Below are 21,056 nucleotides of genomic sequence, written 5' to 3' on the forward strand. Positions count from 1 at the left end.
GAAAAGGCCCGGACAGCGATGCCCGGGCCTGTTTTTACTCAATGCTGGGCAGGATTATTCCCAGCCGACCGTGTTAAAGATGCGCTGCGCAGCAGGCACGTTCTTGGCCACGGCGCTCAGGTCCACATCGTCAGGTTTGAACAGCCCCAGCTGCGCCACAGACGGGCTGAGCGCGACGCCGGGCACGGCGGGGTATTCATCATTCCCGGCCGAGAAATACTGCTGCGCCTGATCGCTGGCGAGGTATTCGAGGAACTTCACCGCGTTGTCGCGGTTCGGCGCATGGGCGGCCACACCGCCCCCCGAGAGGTTCATATGCGCCCCTTCACCGTTCTGGGAGGGGAACACCCAGCCGATATTGGCGCGCGCGTCAGCCGGAAGGCCATCCACTTCGGTGCGGATGGCGCGGGCAAAGTAATAGGTGTTCGAGATCGAGATCGCGCACTCGCCCGACACCAGCCCCCGCAACTGGTCGGTGTCACCGCCCTGTGGCTTGCGGGCAAAATTGTTGACCACGCCTTGCGCCCAGTCGCGCGCGGCATCTTCGCCCGCATGTTCGATGACCGAGGCCAGCAGCGTCTGGGAATAGACATTGGTGGAGGAGCGGTGACAGACCATCCCCTCATAGGCCGGATCAGCAAGATCGGCATAGGTCTGTGGCGGGTTGGTCACTTCGGCCTTGTTGTAAAAGATGATGCGCGCGCGCTGGCTAAAGCCGAACCACTGGTTGTCGCTGTCCTGCAGGTAGGCGGGGATGCGGGTTTCCAGCGTGTCGCTGTCCACGCTTTGCAACACGCCCTCGCCCTTGGCCCGTTCAAGGCGCGAGGTGTCGACCGTCAGCAGCACGTCAGCGGGTGAATTCGCCCCTTCGGCCTGCATGCGCGCGATCAACTCGTCCGCCTTGCCCTCGATCCGGTTGATGGTGATACCCGTTGCCTCGGTGAAGTCGGAATAGAGGCGTTCGTCGGTGTCATAATGGCGCGAGGAATAAAGGTTCAACTGACCTTCGGCGGCGGCGGCAATGGGTCCAAGCGCCACTGTGGCGGCAGTGATCGCAGTGGTCAAAAGGCAGGAAGGGCGGGACATGACAGCTCCAGAGCAATTGGTTTACAAAAATACTCAGATACTATTTTTTTGCCGCATGCAAGTATCCTTAGTAAATTAGTCAGAATAAATTTCGCACCCTGCGCCGGTTTCCGCCCAAGGCATCAGCCGTCCGTGAAATCCACATGAATATGGTTGCCATCCGGGTCCCAGATGTTGAAGGCCACAAGGCCGAGCGCGTCGATCGTCGAGCGTTTGTAATCCTCCCCCCGCGCCGTCAGCCGCACCTCGAATCCGGCGGCATCCGTGGCGCGCATTGCAAAATGTTCCAGCTTGAGCGCCGCCTCTGAACCGGCACCGGCATCCCCGGATGCATCGACCAGATGAACGATGGCAAACTCACCCGCATAGAGCCATGCACCGGGAAACCCAAAGTCGGGGCGCGCGCCGTTTTCAAGGCCCAGCACGTCCTCATACCATGCAATCATTGCCTCAAGCTGCGATGTACGCAGGTTGACGTGGTCCAGTCTGGTGATCGGCATGTCTTATGTTCCCTTGTGCTGACGGCCCATCATTTCAGGCACGTCGAAAAGGGTCAATCACGTGTCGGAAATCGGATCGTGCAGCTGGGCCAGCAGATCGGCAAAGCGGGTGCCGGGCCGTAGCATCTGCGCCCGCATGTCCCATATTGCATCCCTGCGCGCTTTCGGGAGCGGTCCGGAGATGGCGTGAAACTTGGCTTCGACCTCTTCCAGAGACATCGGCGCTTCGGGTCCGCCGCGCGCATGCACATCGCCCGAGGCCAGAGTGCGCCCATCCCGCAGATGCAGCGTCACATCCGACCAGCGTCCAAGGGGAAACCGGGAAGAGTGGCGCGCGTCTTCGGTGATGGTGATCCTCGGCAGAACGTCTGCCACAGCCGCGTCTCGCAGCCCCGCGCCCGACACATGGCCCGGGCCGATCCACCCGTGCACGCTGCGCACCGCAAGGGCGAAGGCCAGCGAATACTGGGCCTGCGAGGTGGTGTCGGGAACGCCTGCGAACAGCGATGCAGCCTGCGCAAAGGTGTTCACGTCGATGCGTGCGATGTCGTCGACCGCCAGCCCATGCGTATCCATTAACCCGCCAAGTGCGTCGATGGCCGCATGGGCCCATCGGCAGATCGGATAGGGCTTGATATAGTTCTGCGTGACAATCCAGCTGTCGCCCAGATCGGCCCAATGCTCTGCTACTTCGGGCGCTTCGACGGTGATGGCGGGGGCACCTTCGAACCCGTCTTCGGCCAAGAGAACGGCCATGGCCCCGACCAGCGCGCCCATGCCCGATCCGTCATGCAGCATCGTGGGATTGGCAATCTCGCGCATCATCTGGCTGCGGGGACCATGGTATTCGGCAATGCCAAGCGCGTGGCGCAGGGCCCCCGCGTCCATCCCGCGCAAGCGTGCGCCCAGTGCGGCCACCCCAAGCGCATTCCACGCCCCGGAGGTGTGATAGTCACTGACCGTCGCATGCAGCGAGAGGGCCGCGCGGGCCGAGAGTTCATAGGACATGACAAGTGCGGCCAACGCGTCGCGCGCGCTCAAGTCCGGCATCGCTTCGCCAAAGGCGCAAAGTGCGGGCACCACCGCGCAGCCGATATGGCCCTTGGTCGGGTTGTAGCCGTCATGGGCATCCAGATTGTCGATCTGCGTGGCGAGCGCAAAGGCCGCCCCCGGCACCGAGGCCCGCCGCCCGTCAAAGAGCATCGTGGCCGCGTCCGCCTCGGTCCCTGCGGCCATGAAGCGTACGGCGTGATCGCGCGCGATGCGCCCGGAGTGTAGCCCCACCGCCCCGGCCCCGACCCCCAATGTGTCGATCAACAGCGTGGCGGCCATGTCCATCGCATCCTCGGGCACATCGAGTGGTTCGAGGGCAAACGCGGCGATATCTTCAAATCTCATGACCCCAGCGTCGCCTGCAGCCGAGGGCGGCGCTGTTCCCATCCCGACATCGGCGCGGTCCGTTCGCGACGCGGCTCATTCTGGCGGAATGTCATCCTCGAACAGAATGCGCGCCGCATCACCTGCAGGGTCGTCATACTGATCGTGGCGCAAGGTCCAGACAAAGGCGACAAGGGCGCCGAGCCCGAGGATGAGCGAACAGGGCACAAGGATCACAAGGATATTCATGGGGTGGCTCGCGTTCTGAGGGCGTTGAGGGTCACGGTGATCGAACTGGTCGACATGGCCAGTGCCGCCATCAGCGGCGTGGCAAATCCGGCCAGTGCAAGCGGGATGGCGATCATATTGTAAAGGGCCGCGAGGGCAAAGTTTTCGAGGATGCGCGCGCGGGCGCTGCGTGCGATCTGTACCACCATCACAATGCCGGAGAGTTGCTGGCCCAGCAGCACCACATCGGCCGCGTTCTGGCTGGCCTCAAGCGCTGTGCCCGGCGCGATGGAGGCCCAGGCCTGCGTCAATGCCAGCGTGTCATTGAGCCCGTCACCCACCATCAGCACCTTGCGCCCCTCGGCTTGCAACTCGTGGATCAGGTTCTGTTTCATCTCGGGCGAGACGCTGGCATGGACGTGATCAACACCAAGCGTGGCGGCCATGCGATCCGCGTTGGCCTGACTGTCGCCCGTCAGCATGTGTACGCCAAGGCCCATGGCGCGCAGCTTGCGCAGCGTTTCGCCAGCTTCGGGCACTGCCCGTTCGCGGCGTGCCATCGGCCAGACCTGCGCACCCACCCGCAGCACGGTGCCCTGCCCCTGCCCGATCCAGGCGCCATCGCCCAGGGCCACGGGCTTGCCCGCCCACACGGCTTTGATCCCCGCGCCTCGTTCCTCGCGGATGGCCGTGAGGTCCACCGCAGCGACATCGGCAAGCCCGGGCAGAACCGAGCGGCTGAGCGGGTGATTGGACGCCCCGGCCAGCGCTTTGAGGACGGCGCGGGCTTCTTCCGGTATCTCCGCACCCGGCACCAGCGCGCTGTCGCTGAGCGTGCCGGTCTTGTCAAAGACCACCGTGTCGATCTCGGCCAGCCGTTCCAGCGCGGTTTCGGATTTGACCAGCACCCCGGCGCGGAACAACCGGCCCGTGGCGACGGTGGACACCGCAGGCACCGCAAGGCCCAAAGCGCAGGGACAAGTGATGATCAGGGTCGCAATTGCGATGGTAAGAGCGTGATAAATGTCGCCGGTCGCAAAGGACCAGCCCAGAAAGGCTGCAAAGGACAGCCCGTGCACGAGCGGGGCATAGACGCCAGCGGCCCGGGTGGCGAGGCTGGTATATCGGCTGCGCGCGCCTTCGGCGACAGAGGCAAGCTGGATCAGACGACGCAGAGTTGACCCGCTGGCATCGACCGTGGTGCGTAACGTGACAGGGCCGCTCAGCATGACTTCGCCTGCGGTCAGAGTGTCGCCCTCGGCCACTGAAATTGGATCGCTTTCACCGCTGAGGGCGCTGCGGTCGACCTGTGCCGACAGGTCCAGCAGTACGCCGTCCACCGGCACGCGGCTGCCCGCAGCCAGCCAGAGCGTATCGCCTATTTTTACCTCGTCCACGGGCAGGCTGACGCGTGTGTCACCGGTCAGACGGGTCACGCGGTTGGGCTCCAAAGCGGCCAGATCCGCCGCTGCGGAGCGCGCCGCCCGGCGCATCCGGGTTTCCAGCACCCGCCCTCCCAGCAGAAAGAATGTCAGCGACAGCGCCGCATCAAAATAGGCATGCTCACCCCCGACCATCGTCTCGTACAGCGACAGGCCACAGGCCAGCAGGATCGCCAGTGAAATCGGCACATCCATGTTGAGCCGCGCCGTCCGCAACGCGCCCCAAGCGCTGGTAAAGAATGGTTGGGCGCAGAACAGGGCCGCTGGCAGTGCGATAGTGGCGGCAATCCAGTGTAGAAAGTCGCGGGTGCTGTCTGTGGCCCCGGACCAGACGGCGACCGACAACAGCATGACGTTCATCATCGCAAAGCCCGCGATGCCAAGGCGCAGGGTCAGCCCGTCATCGCCGCTTGGGGTCTGGGCGTTGCGGACCTCATGCGCCTCGAACCCGATGGCTGCCAGCGCGGTGACCCAAGGGGCCGGGTCAGCGTCCGGTGCGGCGCTGATCGCGACGCGCTTGCGCGAGAGATTCACGCGGGCCGAGGCGATGTCGGGGCGAGAGTTCAGCACCCCTTCGACCGCGCGGATACAGGCCGAACAGTGGATGGTGGGCAGGATCAGCTCGTGTGTGGGTATGCCGCCCCGGTCGGCGGTTGCCCGAGCCATGGGGCCTGCCGCAACGCAGCCGGGGCAGCTGGCCATGGTCATGGCGCAACCCGCACAATCACGCGCTGGCGAAAGGCGGTGCCATCAGGCGCTGCCGCCACCAGCCGCAGGTTCCAGTTGCCCGCACCAAGGGCCGGAATATCGGCGACAAACCGGGTGCCGTCATGGCGGAAGACCGGTGTGATATCCTCGCCCACATGGGTGGCGCGCCCCAGCGTGGCCGTTTTGATATGTGCCACGACAGGACCGATGGCATCGTCGATCAGCAGGTGCAGCTGGCCGTCCGTGACGTCCGCAGACACGGCCCAGCCCAGCGCCTCTTGCGCAGCACGGTCGGCTTCAAAGGCCTGGCTCACCACATAGGAATTGCGCGTCTCAAGGCCCGGAAAAGTGGCAACCGCCTGAAAAGCGAGCGTTAGGTTGACGCTGATGATGACGGCAAATGCACTGCCGAAAATGGCCAGCACGTGCCATCCGTTGATTTCCCGATTCAGCATGGTTCAGCCCTTTCCGTTGAAAATGGTGGCGACGCCCGCGCGAGAATCGGTTTCGAGGTCCTCGACCCACAGGCGCAAATCGGTGCTTTCGGTCTTTGCTGCCGCGTCCTGCGGGCGGGCGGTCACATAGACGCGCGCAGCCAGAGTTTCGTTGGCAGGCACGATCACATGGCCTTCGTTTGGCCCTTCGGTTTCGACAGTGATGCGCAGGATCTCGTCCGAGGTCAGCATGATCCGAAAGGTCTTGTCCTCGGCCCCGAGATTGCGGATGCGCACGGTATAGGTGTTGCGCACCGACCCGTCCGAGAGGGTGACAAATTGCGGGTTGCGCACAGGTTCAACCGTTAGGTCGATGTCCGAGCGGATGAACAATGCATAGATCAGCGCCACCCCGATCAGCGACCACATGCCGGTGTAAAGGATCGTGCGCGGGCGCAGCACATGGCTCAGGATCGGGCGGGGTACCGCCCCTGCGGTTTCGCGTTCCTCATCCGCCAGCGCGAGATAGTCGATCAGCCCGCGCGGTTTGCCGATCTTTTCCATCACCTCGTCACAGGCATCGATGCACAGCGCGCAGGTGATGCATTCCATCTGCTGCCCGTCGCGGATGTCGATGCCTGCGGGGCACACATTCACGCAAGCCATGCAATCGATGCAGTCGCCAAGGTTTTCCGCCCCCGCCGCCTTGCGGTGCTTGCCACGCGGCTCGCCCCGCCAATGGCGATAGGCGACCGTCAGCGTGTCATTGTCCATCATCGCCGCCTGAATCCGCGGCCAGGGGCACATGTAGTTGCAGACCTGCTCGCGCATGAAGCCGCCAAACACAAAGGTAGTCGCGGCAAGGATCAGGACCGTCGAATAGGCAATCAGCGGCGCGTTGAGCGTAATGAGATCGACCAGCAGCGTCGGCGCATCTGCAAAATAGAACACCCACGCGCCGCCCGTCGCCAGCGCAATCAGGAACCAGATGATCCATTTGGTGACCCGCAGGCGCAGCTTGCGCGCCGACCAGTCGGCATTCCACAGACGCACGCGGGCGTTGCGATCCCCTTCGATCCAGCGTTCTACAAGGATAAAAAGGTCGGTCCAGACGGTCTGCGGGCAGGCATAGCCGCACCAGACCCGGCCCAGCGCGGAGGTGAAGAGGAACAGGCCCAAGCCTGCCATGATCAAAAGGCCAGCGACGAAATAGAATTCATGGGGCCAGATCTCGATCCAGAAAAAGTAAAACCGCCGCCCCGCAAGGTCGATCAGCACGGCCTGATCAGGCAGGTTCGGGCCGCGATCCCAGCGCAGAAACGGGGTGAGGTAGTAGATGGCCAGCGTCACGCCCATGATCCACCACTTGAGCGTGCGGAAAGAGCCCTTGACCCGTCGGGGAAAGATCGGTTCGCGCGCCACATAGAGTGCGGGCGGTGTGTCCGGTGATTTTGTCATATATCGATGTCCTGTTCGCCCTCCTGTCTTGGACCAGGTCGGGCTGGCCCGCCTTGATCTGGATCAACGCCCCTCACAAATGACGTCCCGGCCCCCGCTGTTGCGAACAGGACAGGGGCCGGGGTGCTGCGCGTTTCCCATCCGGTGCGTCTCCGGACTCCTCGCGCAGCACGTTGGCGGACAGGCTTATTCGCCGCCGCCAAGCTGGTGCAGGTAGAGCGTGACCGCCTTGATCTCCGCTTCGTCCAGACGCTGGCCCCATGGGGGCATGACGCCAAAGCGGGAATAGGTGATCGTCTCGGTCAGTGCCTCGCGATCCCCGCCATAAAGCCAGATGGCATCCGAAAGGCGAGGTGCGCCCAGATCGCGCATGCCCTCACCCGCGTCACCGTGACAGGCGGTGCACTGTTCCTCAAACAGCGTGGCTCCCTGTTCGGCGAGGCTGGCGTCATGGTCCTGACCGGAGATCGACAACACGTATTCCACCGTTGCCGCGATTTCTTCATCTTCGAAGATTTCGCCAAAGGCCGGCATTTCGGACCAGCGTGCATCGGGGTCTACATCGTTGCGGATGCCGTGGCGGACGGTGTATTCGATCGCATCAAGCTCTCCGCCCCACAGCCAGTCATCATCCAGCAGGTTGGGATAGCCCAAGGCCCCTGCGGCGCCCGATCCGTGACATTGCGAACAATGGGCCAGAAAGACCGACGCCCCGCCTGCCACGCCGTAGCGGTGCGCGTCATCATCAGGTGCAAGGGTCGCCAGATCAGCCGAGGCCAGACGCGCCGACACCTCAGCATTCTGCGCATCCACAGCCGCGATCTGTTCGGCCACCTCGGCGCGGGTGGAATAGCCCAGCACCCCGGAAGTGGCCGCGTTGACCAAAGGCCACGCCGGATAGGCGATGGTGTAGGCGATGCCCCAGACGATGGTGCCGTAAAAGCACCACAGCCACCAGCGCGGCAAAGGGTTGTTCAGCTCTTTGATGCCGTCCCATTCGTGGCCGGTTGTGTCGATGCCGGTGACGTCATCTCTGTCTTTGTTGTCAGCCATCACTTGGGCTCCACTTCTTGGGATTGCACATCAGGCGTGCCGTCGTTGCGGAATGGGATCGTGGCCGCCTCGTCATTTGCGGCGCGCGCGCCGGGACGAAAGGCCCAGAGGCAGGCGATGACGTAAAAGACCATCATCGCCACAAGCACCCAGCTGTCTGCCAGCTCGCGCAAAAAGGAATAGGTATCCATGTTTCAAACCCTCCTTAGCGGCTTGCGTCTGGGGTGAAGGTCGAAAAGTCGACCAACGTGCCCAGCATTTGCAGATACGCGATCATCGCATCCATTTCGGTCAACTGTGGCTGGCCGTCAAAGTTGGAAACGACGGCACCCGGATAGCGTTCGACCAACCCGTCCCAATCGGAATCCGGATCACCCTGTGCCCTGAAATCCAGCACTGCGTTTTCGATCATCTCGTCCGTGTACGGGACGCCCACCATGCGGTGGGTGCGCAACAGGGCCTCAACATGCTCGCCCTCGATCGGGGTGCGCCCGAGAAAGGCGTATTGCGGCATGATTGATTCCGGCACGACCGATTGCGGATCGTTCAGGTGATCGACATGCCACGCATCCGAATAACGTCCACCCACGCGCGCCAGATCAGGCCCGGTCCGCTTGGACCCCCACTGGTGCGGGTGGTCATACATCGACTCTGCCGCCAGCGAGTAGTGGCCATAGCGTTCGACTTCGTCCCGCATGGGCCGGATCATCTGGCTGTGGCAAACATAGCAGCCCTCGCGGATGTAGACATCGCGACCCGCCAGCTCGAGCGGGCTGTAGGGGCGCATGCCGTCCACCTCTTCGATGGTATTTTCGAGGTAGAAAAGCGGCGCGATTTCCACGACGCCGCCAATGGTCACAACCAGAAGCGAAAAGATGAACAACAGCGTCGGGCTGCGTTCCAGCATCGCGTGCCGGGCGAGAAAACCTTTTTGGGGGCCCGCGTTTGCGTTTGGATCCTGATCAGGATCGGTGATGTTCGGGGTGTCAGCCATATCCGTGGCTCCTTATTCAGCAGGGACGCCGACCATGGCGTGCTTGGGAGCCGCGCCACGGATGGTCATCCACATGTTCCAGACCATGATGAGACCGCCCGCGAGGTAGAGAACCCCGCCCAGGCCGCGCACCACGTACATCGGAAATTTCGCACTCACGGTGTCGGCGAACGAGTTCACGAGGAACCCTTGTGCGTCGACTTCGCGCCACATCAGGCCTTCCATGATGCCGGTCACCCACATCGAGGCGGCGTAAAGAACGATGCCAATGGTCGCGAGCCAGAAGTGCCAGTCGATGGCCGACATGGAATACATCTGCTTGCGCCCCCACAGACGTGGCGTGAGGAAATAGAGCGCCCCGAAGGTGATCATGCCGTTCCAGCCAAGCGCGCCGGAATGCACGTGGCCGATGGTCCAGTCTGTGTAGTGCGACAGCGAGTTCACTGCGCGGATCGACATCATCGGACCCTCAAAAGTGGACATGCCGTAAAACGCCAGAGAGATCACCATCATCCGGATGATCGGATCGGTGCGCAACTTGTCCCACGCGCCCTGCAACGTCATCAGGCCGTTGATCATGCCGCCCCATGAGGGCATCCACAGGATGATCGAGAACACCATGCCAAGGGTTGAGGCCCAGTCCGGCAGAGCGGTGTAGTGCAAGTGGTGCGGACCGGCCCAGATATAGAGAAAGATCAGCGCCCAGAAGTGGATGATCGACAGTTTGTAGCTGAACACAGGGCGTTCAGCCTGTTTCGGCACGAAGTAGTACATCATGCCCAGGAACCCGGCGGTCAGGAAAAAGCCAACCGCGTTGTGGCCGTACCACCATTGCGTCATCGCATCCTGCACGCCCGAAAAGACCTGCACCGACTTGGACCCCAGGATCGAGACCGGGATGCTCAGGTTGTTGACGATGTGCAGCATCGCCACGGTGATGATGAAGGACAGCAGGAACCAGTTGGCCACATAGATGTGCTTTTCCCGCCGCTTGAAGATGGTGCCAAGGTAGACGGCGAGAAAGGCGACCCAGACGACGGTCAGCCAGATGTCCACATACCATTCAGGCTCGGCATATTCTTTGGATTGTGTGGCACCGAGCAGGTATCCTGTGGCGGCCAGCACGATGAATAGCTGGTAGCCCCAGAACACGAACCACGCGAGGTTGCCGCCCCAAAGGCGCGCACCGCAGGTCCGCTGCACAATATAGAACGACGACATGATCAGCGCGTTGCCGCCAAAGGCAAAAATCACCGCCGATGTGTGCAGCGGGCGCAGCCGTCCGAAATTGGTAAACGGTTGCCCCCACTCGAAATTGAGGCCCGGAAAGGCGAGTTGAAAGGCAATGAACACACCGGCAAGAAAGCCGACAACGCCCCAGAACCCTGTGGCGATCACCCCGGCCCGAACCACGCTGTCCAAGTAACCGCTTGTATCCGCAAGGACGGGGGAGTTCCCGATCTGGCGCACTTGCCAGATGAACATTACGCCCGCGATCACCATGATCAGCGCGGCGTGCACCTGATAGGCGAGGTCATATCCCCAATCCGCTGCAATCGCAGCAAGAATGGCGACAAGCCCAAGGGCCATCAGTTTCACATAATCCAACATCGCTTTTCCTTTGTCTTTTTGCGTTGCCCCAATACGGGCCGCGCACCTGTTCGCAATTTTCGGTGATAAGGCGGGCTGGCGGCCCTTGCGTTGATCTGGATCAAGCCCGCGCAATTTCGGGCCGGTCCGCGAATCATCCCTGCATCACGCAACACCCAACCCGCTGAAATCATTGACTTCAGATCCGATCGGGTGTCGGTCGAAAATGCGTGGAAGTTAGCGGATCACATGCACCGCGCAGTGGGCATGGCGTACAACCCAGGCCGCGGTCGAACCCAGCAGGATGTCCGATATGACCGGCTGGTGCGATGGAATCACGATGCAATCAACCTCAGTTTGCTCGGACCAGTTGGTGATGCTGCGCCCGGTGGGCCCGTCGATCACCACGGCGCGGCTATTGTCGACATCTCCAACCAGTTCGTTCAGCTTGGCCCGCGCGGCTTCGCGGGTTTCGGCCAGCACGTTGTCGGGGATGTAGTCGGTGACGTAGACCGGCACCTGCTCCATCACGTGCAAAAAGGTGATGGATGCGCCATCAGCCGCGATCCGTTTGGCGATGTCGATCGCTCCGGACAAGTCCTTTTCCGAGTCAAATGCCACTGGAATCAGAATGTTGCTATACATGACGTCCCTCCGTTCATTGCTTCGACACAAAGGGATAGAGGTTTCGCGCAGGCCACGCGTTGATGTGGATCAAGCAGGTGGGTCAGGCCTAGAAAAGAGTGCCGCCGTCGCTGTCATCGCCAGTCTCGACCAGCAACCCCTCAAGATCGGGGATGCGCACGATGCGGTTGCCGTCCAGTTCGATCACACCATCCTTGCGCAGGCCTGTGAACTGGCGGCTGACAGTTTCGATGGTGAGGCCAAGGAAATTCGCCATGGTCTCGCGGCTGATCGGCAGTTCCAGCCGGGTGGTGTCGCCCATCACCTTTCCGTCGGGATGTACGGTGCGCTTGGCGATCAGCATGAGCAGGCTTGCGATCTTTTCCCGCGCCGTCTTGCGCCCCAAAAGCAGCATCCAATCACGGGCCGCATCCAATTCGTCCAGCGCCATTTCCAGCAGCCGCTGCTGCAGGTGGGGTACATCGACAAGCAGTGCCTCGAACGGTTTGCGCTGAAAACAGCACAAGGTCACGTCCGACACCGCCGTCACATCATATTGCAGCGTCGCGCGACCCGGTCGCCCGATAAAGTCGGAAGGCAGCAAAAGGCCGACCATTTGCGTGCGCCCATCCTCGATCACCCGTTCGAGCGTTGCTGTACCGGCCACAACCGAGGCCACGATATTCAGGGCATCGCCGCGCATCGCGATGGTCTGACCGGCAGGATAGGTCTTGTAAAACTTGATGGCATTGAGTTTGGATAGCTCGTCCTCGTCACAGCGCGCGCAGACCGCGCGATGCCGGATCGGGCAAGAGGAACAATCCTGCGTGGCAACAAGTTCGCCCGCCATCAGGCAATCCCTTGATCTGGGTCAATGCACGGTCCTGAAACCGCGTCCAGTCTGGCGTCATGAAACATGTGTCCGACCTGTCCCGCTTTGGGCTATTTGACGCCAAAGTACCGCGATTTACAAGCTATCCGCCCGCCAACTGGTTCAGTGACAGCGTGGATGGGGACTGCGCGCGCGCATGGCAATCTTCTGCACCTAGGCAAGCAGAGATTTCACTTTATGTCCACATCCCGTTTTGCCGCAGACTGTGCTGGTTCTGTGCCTGCCGTACGCAAGGCATACGCAATGACGCCCCCCTTGCCCCTTATGTTGACCGGGTTCTGGCCGAGGCACGGGCCGTGCGCGCACAATTTGTGAACGGCGTGACCCCGCAGCGGCTGCACCTTGGCGGCGGTACACCGACCATCTTGCCCGCATCGCTGCTCGACACTTTGTTGAGCGGATTGAATGGTATCTGGGGCCTTGATGCGCTCGAAGAGTTCTCGGTCGAGGTTGACCCCACCGATGTCGGTCCCGCCCGTCTCGACGTGCTCAAGGCCCATGGCCTCAGCCGCGCAAGCCTTGGCATTCAGGACTTTGACCCACAGGTGCAGGACGCCATCGGGCGCAGCCAGTCGCGTGAGCTGACCCAAGGGGTGGTGGACGATCTGCGCGCCCGTGGCATTGAGGCGCTGAACTTTGATCTGCTGTATGGCCTGCCCTTTCAGACGGCACGCACATTGGCGGCCACGCTTGAGGCGGCCCTGTCGATGCGGCCCAGCCGGATTGCGCTTTTTGGCTATGCCCACGTGCCGTGGATGTCCAAACGGCAGGTGCTGATCCCCAGCGACGCCCTGCCCGATCCCAAGACCCGACTGGCCCTGTTCGATCAGGCCCGCCGCACGTTGCTGGGCCAGGGCTATGTCCAGATCGGGATCGATCATTTCGCCCTGCCCCACGATTCCCTTGCACAGGCCGGTTTCGACAAGCGGCTGAAGCGCTCGTTCCAAGGATACACCGACGACCGCGCGCCCTACCTCATCGGCCTTGGCGCCTCGGCGATTTCGACCTACCCGCAGGGCTTTGCCCAGAATATCCCGGTGACCGGGCAATATGCCGACCGGATCGACGCAGGTCAGCCCGCCACGTGGCGCGGTTATGTCCTGAGTGCGGCTGAGATGCGCAAGGCCGATCTGGTTGAACAATTGATGTGCTATCACGCCGCTGACCTGAGCGATGCCCAGCGCGCGGACGCGGATCTGATGGACGATATCGACCGGGTGGCCGCAGGCTTTGCCGGTGCGCTGACATGGGATGGGCAGCGGCTGGTCATTGACCGCTGGGCGCATCCGCTGGTGCGTCTGATCGCGGTGCAACTGGTCACACCGACAGACATAACGGCGGGCGAGCGGACCTATAGCGCCGCGATCTGACGCGACGCGGGATCGCCCTCAGGCAATCCCTTCGGCGTTCACCGCATCGGCCTGATCCAGCACCTCGGGATAGGGATAGTTAAGACCCAACAGCTGGCGCATCTCGGGGCTTGCGTTTTCGATAAAGGACGCAGGCAGGGCGCCGGGCATATCCTCCAGCGGTTTGACCCACTTGGGGATGTAGTTGATCAGCACCGCATTGCGGTCGTGATCTGCGTTGTTCGGCATCGCGCAATGCCACGCCGCCCCGAAAAATAGCACCGTATCGCCCGGCTCGCCAGTCATGCGCGCGCAGTTGTTATAGAAATGCGCGTGATCGTCCGGAGTGGGATAACGCAGCTCTTTCTGGGTGCCCGGCAGATAGGCGGTGGCACCGCTTTCGTCGGTAAACGGGTCCAGCACGACGGTGATCTGTGCGTTCATCGGGAATGAGGCATTCAGCCCCATGGGATGCGTTTCGACCCCGTGAAAATCCCAATAGGGAAAGTCGATATGCGGTTCCTGCCCCGGCCCGCCGGGCAGGATGCGGTTGGCCGCGATTGAGCCCATGATGAACTCGCTCCCCAACCATCGGCTGAGCGCGGCCATGATCACCGGATGACAGGCCATATCGGAAAACACAGCGCCTTTGGCCAGCAGGTTCCAGACCCGGCGCTGCAGGTTGGCGCGGCCCTCTTCCATCGCAGCGCCTTGAAAATGCGTAACCTTTTCGCCCTCATTGTCGGAATGGGCCATGATGATGGCGCGCGCATCGGCAATCTGGTCTGGGGTGAACAGTCCCTTGATCTTGACCGCCCCGCCGCCATTCAGCAGCTCATCGCAGATGGCAACCGGGTCGGCATGATCAGCGTCAAAGGTCAGCATGTTCAGGTGCTCCTGTTTTGGAGACGGGATCGGAGGCGAACCACCCCGCGCTTTTCGTGGACACGATAACAAGGCTGGAAGCCATTGCAATGGAGTTTCAGGCTCGCACAATCGCCGCCATACGGTGACGGTTGGAAGTACCTCGAAACAGATAACCGATTGCCCTTGCGACAAATTTCGCGCTTATTGCGCGTGGCCGGAACGGGGGAGGGCAAAATGCCGGAATGGATCACACTGGATTGCAACGGATCACCGCATTGCCGTCATGAGAATGGCTTTGCTTGCCTTGATGGCACATTCTACCTGTTTGGCGGGCGGCGCATCCAGCCCGTGGACATCTTTGATCCAGCGACCAACACCTGGACCCATGGCGCGCCGCCACCGCTCGAAATCCACCATTTCCAACCGGTGATCGTCGGGCGCCAAATCTGGCTGATTGGCACGATGACGGGTGTTTTTCCGCGTGAAACGCCGCTTGAGACGGTCTTTATCTACGAACCGGACGCCGACCGTTGGCTGGAAGGGCCAAGCATTCCGCCCGCACGGCGGCGCGGCGCATCGGGCTGCGCGCTGCACAGTGATGGCTGGATTTACGTGGTGGGCGGCATCGTCGACGGACACCATGCCGACACGCAAGCGTGGTTTGACCGCATCCATCCCGAAACAGGTGATTGGGAAATTCTGCCAGAAGCCCCGAACAAGCGTGACCATGCGCCCTGCGCCATCGTCGGCGACAATCTGTATTTCTTTGGCGGGCGCGAGACGGGGCGGCACAACGGCACCGACTATGACAAATTTTTCTATGACACCATCGGCGATGTGGACGTGTTCAATTTCACAACACAAACGTGGTCAGTGCACCCCGAACCCTTGCCGATCCAGACCGCCGCCGGGGGCACGGGCGTGCTGAGTGGCAAAATCCACTATGTCGGGGGCGAGGCGGGCCGGCAGGAGGCCTTTACCGAGATGCAGATCTTTGACCCCGCTGCCGGGCACTGGCACATGGGCGCGCCCCTGAACCGGGCGCGGCACGGTACCAATTGTTGCGTGCATGATGGCAAGTTATGGATCGCCGCAGGCAGCGGCGCGCGCGGCGGCGAACCTGAATTGACCAGCATCGAAGTGATTGCGATCGAGTAATGCGGCCCTAATGGCCGCCGTCATATTTCGACCAGTCGATCTGGCGGAACTGCCAAAGCGCAACCGCCCCAAGCCCGAGAAAGATCAGCGCCCAGATCAGGTTGCCCAACAGCACCTCGAACAGGCCCCACCCGAAACACGCACCTAGCGTCAGATGGCGCCGCCAGGCTTGGGCAAAGAACGCGTGATCAAGGTCGATCAGCCGACGCATGGTTTCTGCGCCCTTCCCGTCTGCTTTGTTGTCAAACACCGGGCACAACGGTCCCATCCGCAATCCAGCCATCCAGCACGCTTAATGCGGCCTCGGCAAAGGCCGCATCGTTGATGTGACAGTCAAGCATCGTCAGCTTGAACGGGTCACGCACAACGCGGCCCATCTCGTCCACCATCGCAGCCAGGGCGTCGGGATCGTAGGCCGCGCCGCCCTCCACATCCCAGGCCTCGACCCCGTGACGCGGCATCAGCACATGCACCGGCCCTTTGGCCCCCTCAAGGCGGCCCACCACGTCACGCACCAGAGCGCGCCGCTCATCGCCGCTGAGCCCCGAGGACTTGATCAGCCGGTTGTGGGCGTGAAACGGGCGGTCCGCATAAGCGTCGGGAATGTCTTGCCAGCCCGCAAAGTCGATCAGGTCGGCACAGCCCGGCGCCACGATCTGCGGGATGGCCATGGCCCCTGCCCCGGTCAGCCGGTCAGGGCCGGAATTGACCACAGACCCCACCATCAGGTTGCTGAGTTCGGGCAGGGCAAAGTCCATCACGGCCGCGAAATAGCCCTGCCGCGCCAACGCCTCGAACGCCATGCCGCCCATGCCTGTGGCGTGAAACACCGCGACCTCGAACCCACGCGCGTTCAAGGGGTCACGCAGCAGTTTCATGTAGGACAGGCACGACGACCCAAGGCTGGTCATACCGATCACGGGCCGCGCCGCACGGGGTGGTTCCACCGCGCGCGCCGCCCCCAGCACGGCCCCTGCCGCCTGTGACAGCGAGGATTTGCACACCGAATTCAGCCCATAAAGTCCCCCGGCCCAGAGGATCATCTGGATGTCTGGTGACAGCCGGTCCGGCGGGATCAGCGGAGAGAAGGACACTGTCGAGACGATATATTTCGGCACCCCCATCGGCAGCGCCTGCGCGCAATCCAGCGCCAGATCCGTACCCATCGTGCCGCCCAGGGCAATCATCCCATCGATCCGGCCCGCCCCATGCAATTGCGAACACAGCAGGGACGCGCCCCGTGCCATGATCTGCATGGCGGTGTTTTCATCATCGCTGTCGATGGCGTCCTGAATGGTGGCCCCACCGGCCGCCGCCACCTCGTGTTTGGAGATGTCGGTGGGCTTGGATGGATCGCCAAGTACGCTCACATCCATGCTCAGCACGGCGCCGCCTTGGTCACGGATTCGATCGGCGACATAGGACAATTCCTCGTCCTTGGTGTCATAGGTGCCGATCACGAGGATGGTTTTTTGATCACTCATTGCGGCCACCCTAATGGTGAGATCATGTCTGGATACCCCCTCAATCGGTTCATTATTCGAACCACTGGTGCGAGAATTTTGCCTTGCTCGCGTCGCCCCTGTCAACGGAGTCGCTGTGAAGCGAGAGGCCCAGAGATGGGCTGTCACACATAGACGGCTTGTCCCACCCATGCGTCCCGTGTCTAGTGTGGGTCAACCACCAAGAACAAAAAACAACTGTGCTCGAGCTGACAAGATGACCAAGCCCCCCAATGTCCTGTGGATCATGGCCGACCAGCTGCGGTTCGATTATCTGAGCTGCTATGGGCATCCGCACCTGCATACGCCCAACATCGACGCGCTGGCCGCGCGAGGCGTGAAATTCACCAACACCTATGTGCAATCCCCGGTCTGCGGACCGTCGCGCATGTCCGCCTATACGGGCCGGTACGTGCGCAGCCACGGCTCGACCTGGAACGGCATGCCACTACGGGTGGGCGATCCGACGCTGGGGGACCATCTGCACAGCGCAGGTGCGCGCGCGGTTCTGGTGGGCAAGACCCATATGGTCGCGGATCGCGCGGGCATGGATCGGCTTGGCATCGACCCGGCCAGCGCGGTCGGCCTACGCATCGCCCAATGCGGCTTTGAAGCCTTCGAACGCGACGACGGGTTGCACCCCAGCAGCCCGCGCCAGAACTGGTCGGCCTATGACGACTACCTGGTCGTGCAAGGGTTCAAATCCGACAACCCGTGGGAGCATTTCGCCAACTCGGGCTATGACAAGGACGGCAACCTCGCTTCAGGCTGGCTGCTGGAAAATTCGCGCCTGCCCGCCAACATCCCCGAAGAGCATTCCGAAACGGCCTATATGACCAACCGCGCCATGGATTTCATGCAATGCGCGATGGAGGACGAGGCCCCCTGGCTGTGCCATCTCAGCTATATCAAGCCCCACTGGCCCTATATCGTGCCCGCGCCCTATCACGACATGTATGGCCCCGAACACGTGATCGACCCGGTCCGTTCGCAGCCTGAACGAGACACAGATCATCCGCTGCACGCCGCCTACATGAACGCGCGAGTGGCGCGCACCTTTGCCCGCGATGAGGTCCGCCAACACGTCATCCCCGCCTATATGGGGCTGATCAAGCAACTGGACGACAATCTGGGGCGGTTGTTTCGCTGGATGGACGAAAAAGGCCTGAGCGAGAACACAATCATCGCCTTCACCTCAGATCACGGCGATTACATGGGCGATCACTGGCTGGGGGATAAGGATTTCTATCACGACTGTGCGGCCAAGGTGCCGCTGATCATAGCCGACCCGCGCCCCGAGGCTGACCGTACGCGCGGTACGGAAATGGCGGCACTGACCGAGATGATCGACCTCGCGCCGACCTTCATGACTGCGATGGGCTGCCCGCCCAAACCGCATGTGGTCGAAGGGCGTGACCTGACCCCGCTTTTGCACAAACGCGAAGGGTTTTACCGCCGCTACGCGATCAGCGAACACGACTATTCCAGTTTCGAGATGGCCGGCGCCCTTGGCATCCCTCAGCAAGATGCGTTCACCAAGATGATCTTTGACGGGCGCTGGAAATACATCCACTGCGAGGGGTTCGATCCCATTCTGTTTGATCTGGAAACCGACCCGGACGAGGTTGTGGATCATGGCCGTTCGGACAGTCCCGAACATATCGCGGTGCGTGCGCGGATGAAGGATGCGCTGAGTGCGTGGGCACTGCGCCACCACACACGGGTCACGGCGACACCAGAGGTGCTGGCGAGCCAAACCACAGCGACCGATACGGGCATATTGATCGGGTTCTGGGATGCTGACGACTACGAGGCCGCGGCAGGCAAGCCGTTTTCCAGCCTCGTTCCCGTAGGGCGACCGACCGCCTAAGACGCCGCTTCGACGCGCGCGGCGGTTGTGACTGCCACGCGGGCGGTCAACGCCCCGACCGAGCTGCGCTCAAGCACCATGGGCCCCTCCATGCTGGCGGGAGGAAAGATGATCCACGTCTCACCATCAGCACTGGTCATGGCGGTGATCGGCTCGACATCCTGCACCACATTGCCCGCGCAATAAGACACGCTCAGCACACCCGCCGCCGCAGGCTCCGCAAAGGTGCGGGTAGCGGAGGCGGCATCCACCTCGCTCAGGCCCAGCCCGACAAGGGCCGCGATGACGTCCTTGGGGCGGTTCCCGGCAGCGCCATGTAGCGTAGCGAGCGTCTTGTGATCCGTCTCGATCCGGGCCTCATGTTCAAGCCGGTCGAGGGTTGCGCCGACAAAGCCCGCGCATGCCCCGGCGGCAGCCGTGAAATCCGTGTAGCGGGTCATCTCGAACATGCCGTCCGGACGGCGCACCAATCCAATCAATTCGGCCCCGGCCACATGCACGGACAGGCACTGCGCCTGGTCACCCGCCTTGCGTTCGGCCAGCACCACGATGGACGGATTGATCAGCGCCATGATGGCGGATGTCATCTCGTCGGTGAAGTTCAGGCCCGTTTCCGGCTCGCCAATCAGATGACCCGCAGCACGCAGGCGCTCCTCGCCCTCGGCACCCCACCCGGCAAGGGCGGCCTCGTCTTCGGGCAGAAATGGTGCATCGCCCCAACCGATGACGCTCTGGATTTTGGCATAGGCAAAGGCATAGGCCAGTTCCGAGGGGTGAATGTCGATTGCGACCATGATCTACTTCCAAATGAAGCCCGACATCGCGTCGAGCTTGGTCTTTGCCGCATCCGGCACGTCGGGGCCAAGGGTGGTGCTTGCAGTATCATGGGCCTGCGTGGCGGCGTCGGCGGCCTTGCTGACCGCATCCTCGATGGCTTGCGCGGTGTCCAGCGCGTCCTCGTCTGTTTCCTTGGCGGTGTCGATGGCCTGATCCTTTTTGCTGCGGAACACGTCCAGCATGTTGTCGATGGTCGAAGCCACCGCATCGCGTACCGATTTGAGCGCCTTTTCCACGGCGACCACAGCGGCATCGACGCGGGTTGCGATGTATTCATCGCCAGCCTCGGAAATCCAGTACTTGATACCATCATATTGCCCGGCGAGCGGATTGTCGGTGCCGAAAATCTTCAGATCTGGATCGAGATAGTGATAGCCCGGCCCCTGATCGTGAAAATTGTTCATATACCCGGCGGCGTCATGCACGATCCCGTGCAGCGCAATCGGATTGTCTGGATCAAGATGCCCGGCCTCGATCGGGATCATCGGATGGATTAGGTGGTTGCCCGGCCCGACAAGGCCACCCGTGGGGTTCAAAAGCGCGCCAAACACCTCGTGAATACCAAACGCATCGCCAAGCATCTTGCCGCACATCAACTGCCCACGCGACCCCATGAAATCGGGATGCATTTCGTCATCGAGTTCTGTGGCCTTTTCCTCGCCGATCGCCTCTTGCTGCTTGCGAACGATCACAAAGCGGTCGTAATCGAGGTTCAGCTTTTTGACATCCGGGGGCGTGCCGACGACCTTTTCAAGGCCCAGCATCACCTCATCACGGGTCTGGCTGGGAAAGCCGTTGACGATCTGGTCCATCAGCTTCCTGAGGTCGGGCGTGCCCTCGCCCTTGAATTCGGCATCCCGCAGCGCATCCATATTGTCGGTACTGAACAGGGCAGTGACATCGGTTTTGGTCAGATCGACCTTGGCCAATTCCTGCGGCGTCAACTTGGCCAGCGCTTCGTTTTCCGCAGCACTTACCGGCGGACAACAGCCCAAATGCACCTTCAAAAACTCGGTTTGCCTTTCCGAAAGTTGGGGCAAAAATCTCTCCAAACGCAATATGCGACAATTCAATCCGAGAACCTAAG

The 21,056-nt window shown here is 61.9% G+C and carries 21 protein-coding genes; 3 read left to right on the plus strand and 18 right to left on the minus strand.

Going from position 1 to position 21,056, the window contains the following annotated elements:
- Nucleotides 1–54 precede the first annotated feature (54 nt).
- The 13 genes from Q1A89_RS15950 to fnrL form a co-directional block, all read right to left on the minus strand.
- Complete coding sequence (locus tag Q1A89_RS15950; protein WP_299730392.1) at nucleotides 55–1,086, minus strand: Fe(3+) ABC transporter substrate-binding protein; 1,032 nt, start codon at nucleotides 1,084–1,086, stop codon at nucleotides 55–57.
- Between the two features lie 122 nt (nucleotides 1,087–1,208).
- Nucleotides 1,209–1,586, minus strand: a complete 378-nt coding sequence (locus Q1A89_RS15955; RefSeq protein ID WP_299730395.1) for a VOC family protein — start codon at nucleotides 1,584–1,586, stop codon at nucleotides 1,209–1,211.
- A 57-nt stretch (nucleotides 1,587–1,643) separates the two neighbouring features.
- Entirely contained in the window at nucleotides 1,644–2,984 is a 1,341-nt protein-coding gene (locus Q1A89_RS15960) for an MmgE/PrpD family protein (protein ID WP_299730398.1), read from the minus strand.
- A 75-nt stretch (nucleotides 2,985–3,059) separates the two neighbouring features.
- Entirely contained in the window at nucleotides 3,060–3,212 is a 153-nt protein-coding gene (gene ccoS, locus Q1A89_RS15965; protein ID WP_299730401.1) for a cbb3-type cytochrome oxidase assembly protein CcoS, read from the minus strand.
- Nucleotides 3,209–5,299, minus strand: coding sequence for a heavy metal translocating P-type ATPase (locus Q1A89_RS15970; protein ID WP_299730404.1), 2,091 nt, complete (start codon nucleotides 5,297–5,299; stop codon nucleotides 3,209–3,211). The genes ccoS and Q1A89_RS15970 overlap by 4 nt, the downstream gene beginning before the upstream one ends.
- Nucleotides 5,300–5,337: 38 nt before the next feature.
- Nucleotides 5,338–5,796 carry a FixH family protein gene (locus Q1A89_RS15975; protein ID WP_299730407.1) on the minus strand — a complete coding sequence of 153 codons (459 nt, stop codon included), beginning with the start codon at nucleotides 5,794–5,796 and terminating at the stop codon, nucleotides 5,338–5,340.
- Nucleotides 5,797–5,799: 3 nt separating this feature from the next.
- Nucleotides 5,800–7,233, minus strand: a complete 1,434-nt coding sequence (ccoG, locus tag Q1A89_RS15980; RefSeq protein WP_299730410.1) for a cytochrome c oxidase accessory protein CcoG — start codon at nucleotides 7,231–7,233, stop codon at nucleotides 5,800–5,802.
- A 186-nt stretch (nucleotides 7,234–7,419) separates the two neighbouring features.
- Nucleotides 7,420–8,286, minus strand: coding sequence for a cytochrome-c oxidase, cbb3-type subunit III (gene ccoP, locus Q1A89_RS15985; protein ID WP_299730413.1), 867 nt, complete (start codon nucleotides 8,284–8,286; stop codon nucleotides 7,420–7,422).
- A complete protein-coding gene (locus tag Q1A89_RS15990; protein ID WP_299730416.1) occupies nucleotides 8,286–8,477 on the minus strand; it encodes a cbb3-type cytochrome c oxidase subunit 3 in 192 nt (63 codons plus the stop codon). The genes ccoP and Q1A89_RS15990 overlap by 1 nt, the downstream gene beginning before the upstream one ends.
- Nucleotides 8,478–8,491: 14 nt before the next feature.
- Nucleotides 8,492–9,193 (minus strand): cytochrome-c oxidase, cbb3-type subunit II, encoded by a 702-nt coding sequence (ccoO, locus tag Q1A89_RS15995; RefSeq protein WP_299730584.1) that lies wholly within the window; start codon nucleotides 9,191–9,193, stop codon nucleotides 8,492–8,494.
- A gap of 99 nt (nucleotides 9,194–9,292) precedes the next feature.
- A complete protein-coding gene (gene ccoN, locus Q1A89_RS16000) occupies nucleotides 9,293–10,891 on the minus strand; it encodes a cytochrome-c oxidase, cbb3-type subunit I (RefSeq protein WP_299730419.1) in 1,599 nt (532 codons plus the stop codon).
- Nucleotides 10,892–11,107: 216 nt separating this feature from the next.
- Nucleotides 11,108–11,515: a universal stress protein gene (locus Q1A89_RS16005; protein ID WP_299730422.1), complete on the minus strand. Its 408-nt coding sequence runs from the start codon at nucleotides 11,513–11,515 to the stop codon at nucleotides 11,108–11,110.
- Between the two features lie 88 nt (nucleotides 11,516–11,603).
- Complete coding sequence (gene fnrL / locus Q1A89_RS16010; protein WP_299730425.1) at nucleotides 11,604–12,344, minus strand: transcriptional regulator FnrL; 741 nt, start codon at nucleotides 12,342–12,344, stop codon at nucleotides 11,604–11,606.
- Nucleotides 12,345–12,403: 59 nt separating this feature from the next.
- On the opposite strand from fnrL, the gene Q1A89_RS16015 reads away from it, so the two are divergent.
- Nucleotides 12,404–13,756 (plus strand): radical SAM protein, encoded by a 1,353-nt coding sequence (locus tag Q1A89_RS16015; protein ID WP_299730427.1) that lies wholly within the window; start codon nucleotides 12,404–12,406, stop codon nucleotides 13,754–13,756.
- Between the two features lie 18 nt (nucleotides 13,757–13,774).
- Here Q1A89_RS16015 and Q1A89_RS16020 read toward each other — a convergent pair whose 3' ends face one another.
- Complete coding sequence (locus Q1A89_RS16020; protein ID WP_299730430.1) at nucleotides 13,775–14,620, minus strand: phytanoyl-CoA dioxygenase family protein; 846 nt, start codon at nucleotides 14,618–14,620, stop codon at nucleotides 13,775–13,777.
- 216 nt (nucleotides 14,621–14,836) lie between these two features.
- On the opposite strand from Q1A89_RS16020, the gene Q1A89_RS16025 reads away from it, so the two are divergent.
- A complete protein-coding gene (locus tag Q1A89_RS16025) occupies nucleotides 14,837–15,760 on the plus strand; it encodes a hypothetical protein (protein ID WP_299730433.1) in 924 nt (307 codons plus the stop codon).
- A gap of 7 nt (nucleotides 15,761–15,767) precedes the next feature.
- Here Q1A89_RS16025 and Q1A89_RS16030 read toward each other — a convergent pair whose 3' ends face one another.
- Complete coding sequence (locus tag Q1A89_RS16030; protein ID WP_299730435.1) at nucleotides 15,768–15,971, minus strand: hypothetical protein; 204 nt, start codon at nucleotides 15,969–15,971, stop codon at nucleotides 15,768–15,770.
- Between the two features lie 31 nt (nucleotides 15,972–16,002).
- Nucleotides 16,003–17,244: a Tm-1-like ATP-binding domain-containing protein gene (locus Q1A89_RS16035; RefSeq protein ID WP_299730437.1), complete on the minus strand. Its 1,242-nt coding sequence runs from the start codon at nucleotides 17,242–17,244 to the stop codon at nucleotides 16,003–16,005.
- 235 nt (nucleotides 17,245–17,479) lie between these two features.
- Between Q1A89_RS16035 and Q1A89_RS16040 the strand changes: the two genes are divergently transcribed.
- Nucleotides 17,480–19,132 (plus strand): sulfatase-like hydrolase/transferase, encoded by a 1,653-nt coding sequence (locus Q1A89_RS16040; RefSeq protein WP_299730440.1) that lies wholly within the window; start codon nucleotides 17,480–17,482, stop codon nucleotides 19,130–19,132.
- Here Q1A89_RS16040 and Q1A89_RS16045 read toward each other — a convergent pair.
- The gene (locus tag Q1A89_RS16045; RefSeq protein WP_299730442.1) at nucleotides 19,129–19,926 is read right to left on the minus strand and encodes a hypothetical protein; all 798 of its coding nucleotides are present in this window, start codon (nucleotides 19,924–19,926) and stop codon (nucleotides 19,129–19,131) included. The genes Q1A89_RS16040 and Q1A89_RS16045 overlap by 4 nt on opposite strands.
- 3 nt (nucleotides 19,927–19,929) lie before the next feature.
- Nucleotides 19,930–20,976, minus strand: a complete 1,047-nt coding sequence (locus tag Q1A89_RS16050; protein WP_299730444.1) for a hypothetical protein — start codon at nucleotides 20,974–20,976, stop codon at nucleotides 19,930–19,932.
- Nucleotides 20,977–21,056 lie beyond the last annotated feature (80 nt).

Origin of the sequence: uncultured Tateyamaria sp., from assembly GCF_947503045.1 — a bacterium.
Taxonomy (GTDB): domain Bacteria; phylum Pseudomonadota; class Alphaproteobacteria; order Rhodobacterales; family Rhodobacteraceae; genus Tateyamaria.